Consider the following 13,130-nt stretch of genomic DNA (forward strand, 5'->3'; position numbering starts at 1 on the left):
CGTTACCGTTCGGAGGTAGATGAATTGGGTAAGGTTTTCAGGGTCGTAATAGGCCTTTGCGTTGTGGCCATCTGCGCCGCTGCGGGGATCTGGGGCACGCAGCAGATCCTGTCGCAAGGCGGATCGGGTGAGGCCGCCTCGGCGCCGCCCGCAGTTCGCGTGGAAGTGACCCGGCCCGAGACGCGGCAGATAGAAGACCGGGTGAGCGGGGTCGGCACACTGATCCCGGTGCGTTCGGTCGAGCTGGTACCGACATCCGCCGGGCGCGTTACAGGTGTGCCAGTGTCATCGGGCGAAGAGGTGACCGAAGGTGAGGTCATCGTGCAGTTGGACGAACGTGCGGCCCGCGCGGCGCTGGCCGAGGCCGAGGCCACATATGCCGAGGCCGAGGACGCATTTCGCCGCGTTGAGGAACTGACCGACAACAACGCCGCTGCCGAGGCGCGGCTGGAAGAGGCGCGGGCGGCCTATCGTCGGGCAGAGGCGGCGCTTATGATGACCCGGGCCGACCTCGAAGACCGGACGCTGTTAGCGCCGTTTGACGGGGTGCTGGGCCTGATTGATATCGAAACGGGGACGTTTCTGAGCGAAGGCATGGCCGTCACGCGGCTGGCGGATATCAGCACGATGGAACTGACGGTGTCGCTGCCCGAGCGGTATTTCGACCGGATCAGGGTTGGGCAGGCCGTGAACGTGACGACGCCAGCCTATCCGGATGCGGAATTCGACGGAGAGGTCACTGTGCGGGCGCCGGAAGTCAACCTGGAGACCCGCAGTTTCAACATCCGTGCCGAGATCGACAATGCCGACGGGCGACTGGTGGGCGGCATGTTCGCTGATGCCGAGATCGTTCTGGACACCTATGAAGGGCTGGCGATTGCCGACGATGCGATCATCAGCGAGGGACTGGCGAGCTATGTCTACACAGTGGCTGACGATGCTGCCGTGCGCACCGAAATCGAGCCGGGGCAGTCGCTGGGTGCGATGACCGAAGTGCGCGACGGGCTGGCGTTGGGGGACCGCGTGGTCGTCGCGGGATGGGACAACCTGTCGGACGGGGCCTCGGTCGACGTGGCCGAAGAGGTGGACGAGAGTGGCGACGCCGCATCCCAGGGCGATGCAGGGGCCAACACGCAATGACGCTGCCCGATCTGTGCATCAAGCGGCCCGTGCTGGCGACCGTCCTGTCGATCCTGATCATCGTGGTGGGCATTGCCGGGCTGACCCGAATGCCGGTGCGGGAATTGCCGGACACGACGACGGCCGAGGTGACGGTGAGTGTACCCTATATCGGGGCCGGTCCCGGTGTGGTGGACAGCGAATTGGCGACGGTTGTCGAAGGCGCGTTGTCGACGGTGTCGGGCATCGACAGCATGAACACCGAATCCGAGTTGGGCGGTCTGCGCACGGTCATCACGTTCCGGCAGGGGCGCGATATCGACCAGGCGGCTGCGGATGTGCGCGCGGCGGTCGAGGGCGTGGCGGGCGATCTGCCGGAAGAGGCCGAGGAGCCGGAGGTGGAAAAGAACGACAGCCAGGGCGACCCGATCCTGTGGATGACCCTGACGTCCGAGACCCTGTCCGCCTCGGAACTGACGGATTACGCAGACCGGTTCATCACGGACCGGCTGGAGACGCTGAGTGGCGTGGCGGCGGTGCAGATATACGGCGACCGGGCCTATGCGATGCGCGTCTGGCTGGACCCGCAGGCGATGGCGGCGCGGGGCGTGACCGCGAACGAGATTGCCGACGCGTTGCGGGCCAACAACCTGGAACTGCCGGCGGGCACCATCGAGAACGAGGCTCGGACATATCTGTTGCGCACCGAGACGCGGCTGTCGAGCGTCGAGGAATTCGAGGACCTGATCGTGCGGTCGGACGAGAATGGCCGGGTGCTGCTGGGGGACGTGACGCGGATCGAGCTGGGGGTCGAAAGTGACGACAGCGAATTTCGCGCCAATGGCGAGACGGCACTGGGTTTGGGCGTGCTGCGGCAATCCTCGGCCAACACGCTGTCGATTTCGGCCGCGGTTGGCGAGGAAGTGGAGCGGATCGCGGCTGACCTGCCCGGTGGGACGGCTTTGCAGATCACCTCGGACGACGCGGATTTCATCTCGAATTCGATCCGGCAGGTTTTGACCACGCTGGCCATCGCCGTGGGCATCGTGGTGGCGGTGATCTACGTCTTTTTGACCTCGATCCGGACGACGGTGATCCCGGCGGTGACCATCCCTATCGCGCTGCTGGGGGCCTGTGCGGGGATCGCGCTGGCCGGGTTTTCGATCAATATCCTGACGTTGTTCGCGCTGATTCTGGCCATCGGGCTGGTGGTGGATGACGCCATCGTCGTGCTGGAGAATATCGAGCGCAAGGTGGAGGAAGGCGAGGACCCCAGGCAAGCGGCGCGCACCGGGGCGAACCAGGTGTTCTTTGCCGTGGTGTCGACCTCGGCGGTGCTGATCTCGGTCTTCGTGCCGCTGTCGTTGCTGGAAGGGGAGCTTGGCAAGCTGTTCCGGGAATTCGGCGTCACGCTGGCCATCGCGGTGGCGCTGTCGACCTTCGTGGCGCTGACGCTGTGCCCGGTGATCGCCAGCAAGCTTTTGAAGAAAGGCATGAACGACACGTGGTTCACGCGCGGTGTGAAGCGGGTCACAAAGAGCACCTCGGAGGGCTATCGCAACCTGCTGACGCGCGCGATCGGTGCGCCCTTGGTGGTGCTGGCGATTGCGGCGGGCCTGACAGGAATGTCGTGGACGCTGTACCAGCAATTGCCGTCGCAGCTGACTCCGGCATCGGACCGGGGTATTTTCTTCGTGTCGATCCAGGCACCGCCGGGATCTGCCCTGCCACTGACCGACAATGCGGTGAGCCAGGTCGAGGATCTGATCGCGCCTTACCGCGAACAAGGCGTGGTGGAGGACACCATCGCCATCGTCGGGCAATACGGCGAGTCGGGCCGCGCCTTCGTGGTGGCGGTGATGTCGCCTTGGGCCGAGCGCGAGATGGGGCCGCGCGATGTTCTGGCCGAGCTGCGGCCTGAATTCGGCAAGATCACCCGCGCCAGCGTGCGAGCCTTCGCGCCATCGGGTCTTGATGCCGGGAGCGGCTCGGGGCTGGAGGTGATCGTGACGGGGCCGAGTTTCGAGGATGCCGCCGAGTTTTCGCGGCAGATGGAAGAGGCGATGCGCGCCAGCCCCGACCTGACCGGGGTGCGGCGGGATTACGAGATCAACACGCCGGGGTTCGATATCAGTGTGAACCGGGCGATGGCGCGGCAGATCGGGGTCGAGGCGCGGGATATCTCGGACGCGGTGCGCACCTTCTTTGCCTCGGCGGAGGTGACGGAGTTCATCTCGCGCGACCGGCAGTACCCGGTGATCCTGCAGGCGCCGGACGATCGGCGAACCAACACCGCGGATCTGACGGGCGTGAACGTGCGGACCGAGACCGGCGAGCTGGTGCCGCTGGACGGTCTGGTGAGGCTGGAGCGGCGCGCGTCGGTGCGGGCTTACAACCGGTACAACCGACAGCCCTCGGTCGAGATCAGCGCGTCGCTGGCGGAGGGCGTGGACCTCGGCTCGGCCATCGCGACGGTCGAAGAGATTGCCGAGGACATGCCCTCGGCCATGCAGATCAGCTATTCGGGGCAGGCGGAAAGCTATCAGGAGACCTCGGGGGGCATCGCGCTGACATTCGCACTGGCGCTCTTGATCGTGTTCCTGGTGCTGGCGGCGCAGTTCGAGAGCTTCATCCAGCCGGTGGTGATCCTGTTGTCGGTGCCGCTGGCCGTGGCGGGGGCGTTGCTGACGCTGTTCGCGCTGGGCGAGGCGATCAACATCTACACGCAGGTGGGGATGGTGATGCTGATCGGGCTGATGGCCAAGAACGGTATCCTGATCGTGGAGTTTGCCAACCAGTTGCGCGAGGAAGGCCGCAACGTGCGTGAAGCGGTGATCGAGGCGTCGGCGGTTCGGTTGCGACCGATCCTGATGACGGTGATGTCGACAGTGTTGGGGGCCGTGCCGCTGGTGCTGTCCACCGGTGCCGGGGCGGCCAGCCGGTTTTCCATCGGCATCGTGATCATCGGCGGGTTCATGTCGGCCTCGGTGCTGACACTGTTCCTGACGCCTGTGCTGTACGATCTGCTGCAAAAGGACCGCGACGAGGCCGATGCGCCCGAGGGAGCGAGCGCCCAGCCGGCGGAATAGCGGCGCGATTCGACCGGTCATAGGCGGGTTGCGCCACACCGGGATTTCGGTCCAAATGTTGGATGCGTCACTTGGTAGGCGGCGCATTCGGCTGGTGTTTCGATGATCGTACCATTCCTTCTGTTGTTCCTGTCCATCGGCGGCATTCTCCTGTCGGCGATGGTGCCCGGGTGGAGCGATGTGATCCTGCTGGCCGGACCGTGCGCGGTTGCCAGCGCTCTTTTGCTGATCGTAGAGGCGCTGCGGCGGCGCACGGAACGGGGCAAGCGTTGGGTCGTGCTGGATGGCTCGAACGTCATGCACTGGAAAGACAGGTCGCCGGATCTGGATACGGTCCGCGAAGTGGTCGATCACCTGTCATCCGAAGGTTTCACGCCGGGCGTCGTGTTCGATGCCAACGTGGGCTACAAGGTGGGTGACAGATTCCTGGGCGACAGGGAGCTTGCGGGCCTGATGGGGTTGCCGCAGAAGCGCATCATGGTCGTGCCGAAAGGGCAGCCGGCGGATCCGACGATTTTGACGGCGGCGCGGGATATGAACGCGCGGATTGTCACGAATGATCGGTTTCGCGACTGGAACGAGGACTTTCCGGAAACGCGGGAGCCTGGCCGGTTGATACGGGGCGGGTACAGGCGCGGCAAGCTGTGGCTGGATTTGGGCGACGGCGCCGGTTGAACGCGCCCCGATCAGCCGGCCGATTTGGCAATACGGTGATAGATATGGGTGAAGGTCGCCGCGCCCAGGATCGGGATCACGAGGTTCAGCAAAGGGATCGACAGGGGCAGGGCCATGAGCGTGCCGGCCATCCAGATCGTGCCGCGATGTTCCTTGCGCAGCACCTTGGCGTTGGCGCGGCCGACGCGGCGCATGGCGGCCAGCTGGAAATACTCCATACCCAGCAGATAGCCGTTCACGCCCCAGAAGATGAACGGTGTGGCCGGCGGAAAGAGCGCGTAAAGGATGAAGGCCAGCAGGTTGGCCGCGATGATGACGCCCAAGAAGTTCACGCTGTCCTTCAGGCCGTCGAAGAAGGGCACTGGCGGGACGGCTGGCAGGTTGGGATAGTGCCGGTCCTCGACCGCCTGTGCGACCGTGTCGAGGAAGAGCGAGGTGATGGCCGAGGCGACGGGCACCATCAGGAAGACCGACAGGATTAGCATGAGGAAGAAGCCGGACCAGCCGAGCAGGTCGTCGATCCAGTTCACCTCGCCGATAAGAGGTAGCGTTGTACTGTCGCCGGTGGCCCACTGGATGAACATCAGGAAGGCGGCGGTAACGGCGACGAGCAGCAGAAACGAGAGCGCCACGCCCAGCCAGAAAACCTTGCGAAAACGCGGATCGCCCAGCTGACCGAGCGCCTTGAAGAAGGCTGTGAAGATCATTCGGTGACCCAGGTGGTGATACTGTCGATATCCGGGCGCGGGCGTTCGGGCGGGGCCGATGTTTCGGTGCCGAGAAAGATCAGGCCGGCGATGCTTTCGTTGTCGGCAAGCCCGAGGCCCTGGCTGATGAACTCCCGGTCATGGGTGGCCCAGCCCGTGAGCCAGTTGGCGCCCCAGCCCGAGGCCAGCGCGGCGTTCAAAAGCGCGAGGCAGACCGCGCCGGCGGAATAGGTCTGTTCGATGGCGGGGATCTTGTCGGACGGTTTGCGCACCTCGACGACGGCGACGGCAAGCTGGCCGTCCTCGTATTGCTTGGCGGCCTTGGCGATATCCTCTTCCGACTTGCCCAGGACGGCGCCGCGGTCGCGGACAAGCGTGGCAAGGCGTGGCATGGCGGCACGATCCAATACGATGAAGCGCCACGGTTCCAGCTTGCCATGATCGGGCGAGCGGGCGGCGGCTGTCAGGATCGGGCGAAGCTCTTGCGCCGTGGGCGCCGGGCCTGTCAGCGTCTTCGCCGGGCGCGAGCGGCGGGTGAGAAGGAAGTCCATCGCGGCGGAATTGGGAGCGGGCATGGCGGGCTTTCGTTGCGTCTTGGATGTTGTGGCATATTTCGGGCGGCGCGGTGCGGGCGTCAACCCTTTTGCCGCGAACGGTCAGGCCCCGAGAATGATGCGATTATTTCTTACCGCGCGACAGGCTATAAACCCCCTCGGGCAGGTTGAGGGCGGCGCCCAAATCCTGCAACTGGGTCATCGACAACGTCACCTTCTGCACCCGGTCGGTGCGCGGGTCGAGCTGTTCGATGGTCACGCATTCCTCGAAGGCGTTGATGGTGACGTCCTCCTGCAAGGGCGTGCTGCCCTCGTCGATCAGGGTGACAACGGTGGCGTCGAATTCGTGTTCTATCGAAAACATGCCGCCAGCCTAGCGTGTGCGGCGCAAAGCGCAATCGGCTTTGCACCGCGCGTGTGCGTGAGGGGGACTGGCCCTCGGCGCAAACCCTGCTAGAACTATGGCAAAGGGAGCAATTGCAGGTGAGACAGATGCGGTGGAAGGTTCTGATTTGTGCGGTTTTCCTGGCGGGTTGCGAGGTCACGACGACGGGCGGCGACGCGCCGCAGCCCCGGCCGACGGGCCAGCAGCAACAATCGGTCAAGGCGCCCTCGGGAACGCAGCTGTCGCGGTTCCGGCAGGTCGTGGCCCGGGTCGAGCCGGTGGCCGAGCGTGAATGCCGGGCGCGCGGCGGCAACGTGAACTGCGATTTCAACGTGGTGCTGGATGATCGCCCGGGCCGCCCGCCCAACGCGTTTCAGACGCTGGACCGCAACGGTCGGCCGATTCTGGCGTTTACCGCATCGCTGATCGCAGATGTGCGCAACGAGGACGAACTGGCCTTCATCTTCGCGCATGAGGCGTCGCACCATATCCGGCGGCACATACCGCGCCAACAGCAGAGTGCCGCGGCGGGGGCCATCCTGCTGGGCGGGTTGGCGACGCTGGCCGGGGCCGGGACGGGCGCCGTGGATGCGGCGACGAACGTGGGCGCCTCGGTGGGCGCGCGCAGCTATTCCAAGGAATTTGAGCTTGAGGCCGACGCGCTGGGGACCATCATCGCCAAGAAATCGGGCTATAACCCGCTCCGGGGCGCGGAATATTTCACGCGCATCCCGGACCCGGGCAATCGGTTCCTGGGCTCGCACCCGCCCAACGCGCAGCGAATCGACACGGTGCGCCGTGTGAATTCACAACTCTGACGGGGTGACATGCTGCAACTGACCGGCGTGATTTCCGACCGGGGGTCGAAATACGCCGTGTCGGGTGGCGCGGCGCGGGACCGCGCGGCTGTGGACGCCTTCCTGAAAGAGCTGAAACGGGACAAGAAATTCGCCAAGGCGACCCATAACACCTGGGCGATGCTGGATGCCGAGGGCACGGCGCTGAAATCCGATGACGGCGAGGCCGGGGCAGGCATGGTGATCGTGCGGATGCTGGAACGGGCCGACCTGCGCGAACACGTGATCGTGGTCACGCGCTGGTTCGGTGGCAAGCATCTGGGCGGGGACAGGTTTCGGCACGTGCAGGACTGCGTGACGACCTACATGGAGGCGCTGGAGCGCGCTTGATGCAGATCAAGGCGCGCCCGCTGATTGCGCGACAAGCTTTGCCGTGGAAGTGCCCCCCCTTGACCCGGCAATGAAGCCGTAAGGGTCGATGGCACTCACGCGACAGGAGAGCGCAATGCCGCAGACGAAAACGATCAAACGTCATACTGATCTTGTTGACCGTATGGCCAGTACGCTTGGCCTGGACCTGGAGGAAGAGGTTTATGCGGGGCAACTGGATCCTGAAACGCTGTGCGACGCGGTTCTGCGATGCACGGGCTGTGCGGATCCCGATGGCTGCGAAGCCTGGATGTCGGCACAGGCCAGCCCGGTGGACGCGACCCCGATCATGTGCCGCAACGGCGAGGTTTTTGCCGCATTGAAGGCGGGACTGCGGATCTGAGCCGTCGCGCTTGTGGCGCTACTCTAGAGTGGTGCTATGCTGGTTGCCATAGCGCCCGAGATGCCGAGAAAGCAGCAGGCGGTGGCTATTAGCACGCAGGCATGCCAGATCGCGTTGCTGAATTTCAGCGTGTCCCAGCAGTAGAATACCACCGCGCCGGAATAGATGATGCCGCCTGCGAAGATCAGTGTCAGGCTGTTGGCCGGAAGCGACGGCCAGAGCGGGACGATGATAATCAGGCCCAGCCAGCCCAACAGGACCTGAGGCAACCAGTGCGTGCTCATTTTTCCGCGTTCGGCCAGGAGTTTGCGCACTGCGCCCGAGAGTGCGAGGAACCACACCACCGTCAGCACGGTATAGGCGAAAGGTGTGTTCAGCAGCACGGCAAGCGGCGTGATCGTGCCCGCGATCTTGACGTAGATGGCGGCGTGGTCGATCCGGCGCAGAAGCGGACGGAAGGGCGTATGCGCGGCGAGGTGATAGGCGGCCGAGGCGCTGAGCATCAGGATCATGGCAACGCCGTAGACGACGGCCGCCGTCATCGTCCCCACCGTCTGCTGACCCGCGTTGGCGGCGATCAGGAACGCGACCGCAACAAGTGCACTGCCAACCCCGAGCACGTGCACGGCGCCATCGGCGATCCGCTCTGCGCGTGTGTAACTGGGGTAGGACATGTCGCGGTCCTCCGGCCTGTGGGTGTCCCGTGGTTCCGTGTCGATCATGACACTGAGATGTCTCTATTATGTTTCAGTTTTAGGGGGTTTCGTTCAAAATTTATGTGACAAGACCGTAACCAAAATGGAAACAAGGACCCGGTTGGGCCCTTGTTTGTCGTCTTTACAAGGGGTTAGCGGGTTTGGAGGCGCTCGAGATACACCACGGTGGCTGCCGCGACGATGCCGTAGATCACGTGCCCCACCAGCGCCACCCAGGTGATTCCGGTGAAATTCAGGAAAAACGGCAGGCCGGCGATGCTGGTGATGCCGCCGATGGCGAACACCCAAAGGCCGACGCCGTAAATGGCCGAGGCCGGAAGCCAGTGAAGGCCGGGCAGAACACGCTTCAGCGCCGGACGCGCGATGAAGAGCCAGCCGATGGGATAGGCCAGCAGGCCGACGAAAAAGAGGTGCATCAGGTGGCCGTAAGGCGCGGCATTAGGCAGACCCAACGAGCCGAGCAGGCTGCGGGCAAGGCCCACGGGGGCGAGATTGGCCAAGCCGAGGATCGGCGAAAGCGCTTGGCCGAAAAGGTCGAAGGCGACGGTGCCGGCGGCACCGGACAGCAGGATGAGCAACGCCGTGTCGACGGAAACGGCGGGAAGTGCACGGGGGGTGTCGGTGGTCAGGGAGGTCATGGATCGGGGTCCTTGTCAGGCTGAGGTTGCGTCGGTGCGGCCAAGCTGCGGCGGCACAAGATGACAATCAACTGACAGGCCCGTGAGCACACGGAGTGGTGTAAATACTTGTGAATGTTGAAATATTTCAGAATTTCACGAGGGCGTCAGGCGACCCGTGAAACCTGTAACACTAGAGGCGTCGCCCCCAGAGGTCATATTCCCCGGCCTCGTCCACCTCGACCGTGACGATCTCGCCCACGTTCAGGCCCTCGGTATTCTCATCGATGAAGAGACAGCCGTCGATTTCCGGCGCGTCGGCCTTGGTGCGGCAGGTGGCAATGCCGTCCTCGTCGATATCATCGACGATCACCTCTTGCACGGACCCAACCTTGGCGGCCAGTTTATCCACAGAAATCGCCTGCGCCTTTTCCATGAAGCGATCCCAGCGGTCCTGCTTGACCTCTTCGGGCACATGGTCGGGTAGATCGTTGGATCGCGCACCCTCGACATTCTCGTACTTGAAGCAGCCGACGCGGTCGAGCTGTGCCTCGTCCAGCCAGTCGAGCAGGGTTTGGAATTCGGCCTCGGTTTCGCCGGGATAACCGACGATGAAGGTCGAGCGCAGCGTCAGGTCGGGGCAGATCGCGCGCCAGGCGGCGATTTCATCGAGGGTTTTCGCCCCGGCGGCGGGACGGGCCATGCGTTTCAGAACGTCCGGGTGGGCGTGCTGGAACGGAATGTCGAGATAGGGCAGCACGCCGTTGTCCGGGTTTGCCATGAGCGGGATGAGATCGCGCACATGGGGGTAGGGATAGACGTAATGCAGCCGGACCCACGCGCCGAGCTCTCCGAGTGCCTTGGACAGATCGACGATATGGCTGCGCAGATCGCCATCCTTCCACGGGTTCACGTCATACTTGCGGTCCAGTCCGTAAGCGCTTGTGTCCTGGGAGATAACCAGAAGCTCGCGCACGCCATTCTCGACCAGCTTTTCGGCCTCGCGCAGAATGGCGTGACCGGGGCGCGAGGCAAGACGCCCGCGCATGTCCGGGATGATGCAGAACTTGCACTTGTGGTTACAGCCCTCTGAAATCTTGAGGTAACTGTAGTGGCGGGGTGTCAGCTTGACGCCGGCCTCGGGCAGAAGGTCGATGAAAGGGTCGGGAGCAGGAGGCACGGCGGTGTGCACTGCGTCGAGCACCTGTTCATATTGGTGCGGGCCGGTCACGGCCAGAACGCGGGGGTGGGCGCCGGTGATGTACTCGGGCTCGGCACCGAGGCAGCCCGTGACGATGACACGGCCATTCTCGGTAAGCGCCTCGCCGATGGCGTCCAGGCTTTCGGCCTTGGCGCTGTCGAGAAAGCCGCAGGTGTTCACGATCACCGCGTCGGCCCCGGAGTAGTCGGGTGAGATACCGTAGCCCTCGGCCCGCAGGCGCGTCAGTATGCGCTCGCTGTCCACCAGCGCCTTGGGACAGCCCAGCGACACCATGCCGATCACCGGCTGGCCCTTGCGGGGACTTTCGGTGACGCGGGCCTTCGCAAGATCGGGGCGCAGATCGGGTGGGTTGGTGCTCATTCGGCGCGATATAGTCCCAAAAGGCCACCCGATAAAGCGGAAAAGCTGTTGTTGGGCGCAAGGCCTGCGCCTAGTCTGAAAAGAAAACGGTGGAGAGCGGTATGCGGTGGCTCATTCGCATTTTCATGATCGTACTGGTGTCGGCGACGCTGGTCGTAGCGGCAGTGTTTTTCCTGCCCGGAGAGCGCGTCGCGGGCATCGCGGCGGACCAGTTGAGCCGCATGACGGGCCGCCAGGTGACGATGAGCGGCGAGACGACCATCAGCTTCTGGCCCATCCTAGGCGTCAGCACCGGCGCGGTCACGGTCGCCAATGCGGATTGGGCCGGGGAGGCGCCGATGTTCCGGGCCGACAGCCTGAAGATCGGGGTGGAGCCGCAAGCGCTGTTCGGAGGGGATATTCGGATTACCGGGCTGGAGGCCGTGGGCCCGCAGATCAACCTGCGCCGAGCCAAGGATGGGCGCGTCAACTGGGAACTGAACGTGGAGGGCGTGGCACCGTCCGGCCAGGGGCAGGGCGGTGCAGAAGGCGGGGCACCGGCGCGGTCGAACCGCCTGTCGCTGACGCTGGACCGGGCGCTGATCGAGAATGCCTCGCTGGTTTTTGTCGACGAGGTGGACGGCACCACCGTGCGCCAGTCTGGCGTGGATTTCGATTTGCGCTGGCCGGATTACGAAGGGGCCGCGGATTTCGACCTGACTTTGAGGCCCGGCGGCGAGGTGGTGGAGATATCCGGCACGCTGGAGCGCGTGGGGCATTTCATCGACGGCGGCGTGTCGGACTTACAGGCGCGAATTTCGACCAAGGCGGGCACGGCCAGCTTTGCCGGGCGCGGGGGATCGGCGCCGGAGGCGGCGGGAAAGCTGACTGCGGATCTGAAGAACACATCGGACTTCATGGCGTTGATCGGGCAGGGGCCGATGGACATCCCCGATGGGCTGGGCCGTGTTGCAACGCTGGAGACGGACCTGATCTTCAAGGACGACCGGCTGTCGCTACGCAACACGGTACTGGGGCTGGACGGTAACCGGTTTACCGGAGCGGCGGACGTGGATCTGGGCGAGGACCAACCGCGCCTTAACGTGCAGCTTAATGCAGGTGCTCTGGACCTGACTGGATTGAGCGCCGACGACGCCGGGGGCGAAGACGGCAATGGCAACACAGGCAGCGGCAACAGTGGTGGCGCGGCAAGTGGCGGATGGTCAAAAGCACCGATCAACGCGTCCGGGCTGGCGGCGGTGAATGGAGAGTTCGCGCTGGTCGCAGACAGCATCGACCTCGGTGATTTCAAGCTGGGCAAGGTGCGGACGCTTGCCACGCTCGATCGCTCGCGGCTGGTTTTTGGCCTGCGCGAGGTGCGCGCCTATGACGGGCTGATCACCGGGCAGTTCGTGATGAACAATCGCTCGGGTCTGTCGGTGGGCGGCGACATGATCGCCACGGGAGTCAACCTGAAGACATTTCTGGACGACGCGATGGATATCTCGCGCTTCGAGGCGAAGGCCGATGGTGAGGTGGATTTCCTCGGCGTCGGCGAAAGCGTGCACGCGATCATGAATTCGCTGAGCGGCGGCGGCGCGTTCAAGACCGGGCGCGGCGTGATCTCGGGCTTCGACCTCGACCGGCTGATGCGGTCGGGCAGCGGCACCGGGGGCACCACGGTGTTCGACACGCTTCATGCGACGTTCACGATGGATGAGGGCAACCTATTCAACGACGACCTGACGCTGAAACTGCCGCAGGCGAGTGCGGCGGGCGAAGGTCGCGTGGGGCTGGGCGCACGGGATATCGACTATCTGTTCACGCCACGACTGCTGGATGGCGGCAGCCGCGACGGGCTGGCCATTCCGGTGAAGATCCGGGGGCCGTGGGCCAACCCGAAGATCACGCCGGACCTGGAAGCGGCGATTGACCTGAACTTCGAGGAAGAGAAGAAGGAACTGGAGCGTCAGGCCCGCGACGAGATCGAACGCGAGGTCGAAAAGCAGCTTGGGATCGAGCGGCAGGAGGGCCAGTCGCTGGAGGATGCGGCGAAGGACGCGCTGGAAGACGAGCTGGAACGCGGCCTGCTGAAGCTGTTCGATTGACGATGCGGGAGCCGCAGCCTAGGAGCGGGT

13 protein-coding genes are annotated in these 13,130 nt (G+C 64.4%); 7 read left to right on the forward strand and 6 right to left on the reverse strand.

The window, feature by feature from the left end:
• Window positions 1–63 precede the first annotated feature (63 nt).
• From C2I35_RS06385 to C2I35_RS06395, 3 genes are all read left to right on the forward strand, one after another.
• Window positions 64–1,140, forward strand: coding sequence for an efflux RND transporter periplasmic adaptor subunit (locus C2I35_RS06385; RefSeq protein WP_170067135.1), 1,077 nt, complete (start codon window positions 64–66; stop codon window positions 1,138–1,140).
• Window positions 1,137–4,208 carry an efflux RND transporter permease subunit gene (locus C2I35_RS06390; RefSeq protein ID WP_170067136.1) on the forward strand — a complete coding sequence of 1,024 codons (3,072 nt, stop codon included), beginning with the start codon at window positions 1,137–1,139 and terminating at the stop codon, window positions 4,206–4,208. Before C2I35_RS06385 ends, C2I35_RS06390 begins: the two co-directional genes overlap by 4 nt.
• A 102-nt stretch (window positions 4,209–4,310) precedes the next feature.
• Window positions 4,311–4,883, forward strand: a complete 573-nt coding sequence (locus C2I35_RS06395) for an NYN domain-containing protein (RefSeq protein ID WP_103762191.1) — start codon at window positions 4,311–4,313, stop codon at window positions 4,881–4,883.
• Window positions 4,884–4,894: 11 nt separating this feature from the next.
• Here C2I35_RS06395 and C2I35_RS06400 read toward each other — a convergent pair whose 3' ends face one another.
• The 3 genes from C2I35_RS06400 to C2I35_RS06410 all read right to left on the reverse strand — a co-directional run bounded on the left by C2I35_RS06400 (window position 4,895) and on the right by C2I35_RS06410 (window position 6,508).
• The gene (locus C2I35_RS06400; protein ID WP_103762192.1) at window positions 4,895–5,590 is read right to left on the reverse strand and encodes an EI24 domain-containing protein; all 696 of its coding nucleotides are present in this window, start codon (window positions 5,588–5,590) and stop codon (window positions 4,895–4,897) included.
• Window positions 5,587–6,165, reverse strand: coding sequence for a nitroreductase family protein (locus tag C2I35_RS06405; RefSeq protein ID WP_103762193.1), 579 nt, complete (start codon window positions 6,163–6,165; stop codon window positions 5,587–5,589). Before C2I35_RS06405 ends, C2I35_RS06400 begins: the two co-directional genes overlap by 4 nt.
• Window positions 6,166–6,268: 103 nt before the next feature.
• Window positions 6,269–6,508, reverse strand: a complete 240-nt coding sequence (locus tag C2I35_RS06410) for a DUF8831 family protein (RefSeq protein WP_103762194.1) — start codon at window positions 6,506–6,508, stop codon at window positions 6,269–6,271.
• Window positions 6,509–6,636: 128 nt separating this feature from the next.
• Between C2I35_RS06410 and C2I35_RS06415 the strand changes: the two genes are divergently transcribed.
• The 3 genes from C2I35_RS06415 (at window position 6,637) to C2I35_RS06425 (ending at window position 8,098) form a co-directional block, all read left to right on the forward strand.
• A complete protein-coding gene (locus C2I35_RS06415) occupies window positions 6,637–7,347 on the forward strand; it encodes a M48 family metalloprotease (protein WP_103762195.1) in 711 nt (236 codons plus the stop codon).
• Between the two features lie 9 nt (window positions 7,348–7,356).
• On the forward strand, window positions 7,357–7,716 hold the full coding sequence (locus C2I35_RS06420) for a YigZ family protein (protein ID WP_103762196.1): 360 nt from the start codon (window positions 7,357–7,359) through the stop codon (window positions 7,714–7,716).
• A gap of 115 nt (window positions 7,717–7,831) precedes the next feature.
• Complete coding sequence (locus C2I35_RS06425; protein WP_245890418.1) at window positions 7,832–8,098, forward strand: DUF6455 family protein; 267 nt, start codon at window positions 7,832–7,834, stop codon at window positions 8,096–8,098.
• Between the two features lie 23 nt (window positions 8,099–8,121).
• Here C2I35_RS06425 and trhA read toward each other — a convergent pair whose 3' ends face one another.
• From trhA to rimO, 3 genes are all read right to left on the reverse strand, one after another.
• Window positions 8,122–8,820, reverse strand: coding sequence for a PAQR family membrane homeostasis protein TrhA (gene trhA / locus C2I35_RS06430; RefSeq protein WP_103762198.1), 699 nt, complete (start codon window positions 8,818–8,820; stop codon window positions 8,122–8,124).
• Window positions 8,821–8,945: 125 nt separating this feature from the next.
• Window positions 8,946–9,452, reverse strand: coding sequence for a hypothetical protein (locus C2I35_RS06435; RefSeq protein ID WP_103762199.1), 507 nt, complete (start codon window positions 9,450–9,452; stop codon window positions 8,946–8,948).
• A gap of 172 nt (window positions 9,453–9,624) precedes the next feature.
• Window positions 9,625–11,013 carry a 30S ribosomal protein S12 methylthiotransferase RimO gene (rimO, locus tag C2I35_RS06440; protein ID WP_103762200.1) on the reverse strand — a complete coding sequence of 463 codons (1,389 nt, stop codon included), beginning with the start codon at window positions 11,011–11,013 and terminating at the stop codon, window positions 9,625–9,627.
• A 101-nt stretch (window positions 11,014–11,114) separates the two neighbouring features.
• Here rimO and C2I35_RS06445 point away from each other — a divergent pair, with 101 nt between their 5' ends.
• Window positions 11,115–13,100, forward strand: a complete 1,986-nt coding sequence (locus tag C2I35_RS06445) for an AsmA family protein (RefSeq protein ID WP_103762201.1) — start codon at window positions 11,115–11,117, stop codon at window positions 13,098–13,100.
• The last annotated feature ends 30 nt before the right edge of the window (window positions 13,101–13,130 follow it).

Source organism: Roseovarius confluentis (genome assembly GCF_002917925.1).
Lineage (GTDB): Bacteria > Pseudomonadota > Alphaproteobacteria > Rhodobacterales > Rhodobacteraceae > Roseovarius > Roseovarius confluentis.

What these genes read in the sequence shown, in the direction of transcription:
- C2I35_RS06390 (WP_170067136.1), top strand. Translation starts at nt 1,137, where the DNA reads ATGACGCTGCCCGATCTGTGCATCAAGCGGCCCGTGCTGGCGACCGTC.
- C2I35_RS06395 (WP_103762191.1), top strand. Translation starts at nt 4,311, where the DNA reads ATGATCGTACCATTCCTTCTGTTGTTCCTGTCCATCGGCGGCATTCTC.
- C2I35_RS06400 (WP_103762192.1), bottom strand. Translation starts at nt 5,590, where the DNA reads ATGATCTTCACAGCCTTCTTCAAGGCGCTCGGTCAGCTGGGCGATCCG.
- C2I35_RS06405 (WP_103762193.1), bottom strand. Translation starts at nt 6,165, where the DNA reads ATGCCCGCTCCCAATTCCGCCGCGATGGACTTCCTTCTCACCCGCCGC.
- C2I35_RS06410 (WP_103762194.1), bottom strand. Translation starts at nt 6,508, where the DNA reads ATGTTTTCGATAGAACACGAATTCGACGCCACCGTTGTCACCCTGATC.
- C2I35_RS06415 (WP_103762195.1), top strand. Translation starts at nt 6,637, where the DNA reads ATGCGGTGGAAGGTTCTGATTTGTGCGGTTTTCCTGGCGGGTTGCGAG.
- C2I35_RS06420 (WP_103762196.1), top strand. Translation starts at nt 7,357, where the DNA reads ATGCTGCAACTGACCGGCGTGATTTCCGACCGGGGGTCGAAATACGCC.
- C2I35_RS06425 (WP_245890418.1), top strand. Translation starts at nt 7,832, where the DNA reads ATGCCGCAGACGAAAACGATCAAACGTCATACTGATCTTGTTGACCGT.
- trhA (WP_103762198.1), bottom strand. Translation starts at nt 8,820, where the DNA reads ATGATCGACACGGAACCACGGGACACCCACAGGCCGGAGGACCGCGAC.
- C2I35_RS06435 (WP_103762199.1), bottom strand. Translation starts at nt 9,452, where the DNA reads ATGACCTCCCTGACCACCGACACCCCCCGTGCACTTCCCGCCGTTTCC.
- rimO (WP_103762200.1), bottom strand. Translation starts at nt 11,013, where the DNA reads ATGAGCACCAACCCACCCGATCTGCGCCCCGATCTTGCGAAGGCCCGC.
- C2I35_RS06445 (WP_103762201.1), top strand. Translation starts at nt 11,115, where the DNA reads ATGCGGTGGCTCATTCGCATTTTCATGATCGTACTGGTGTCGGCGACG.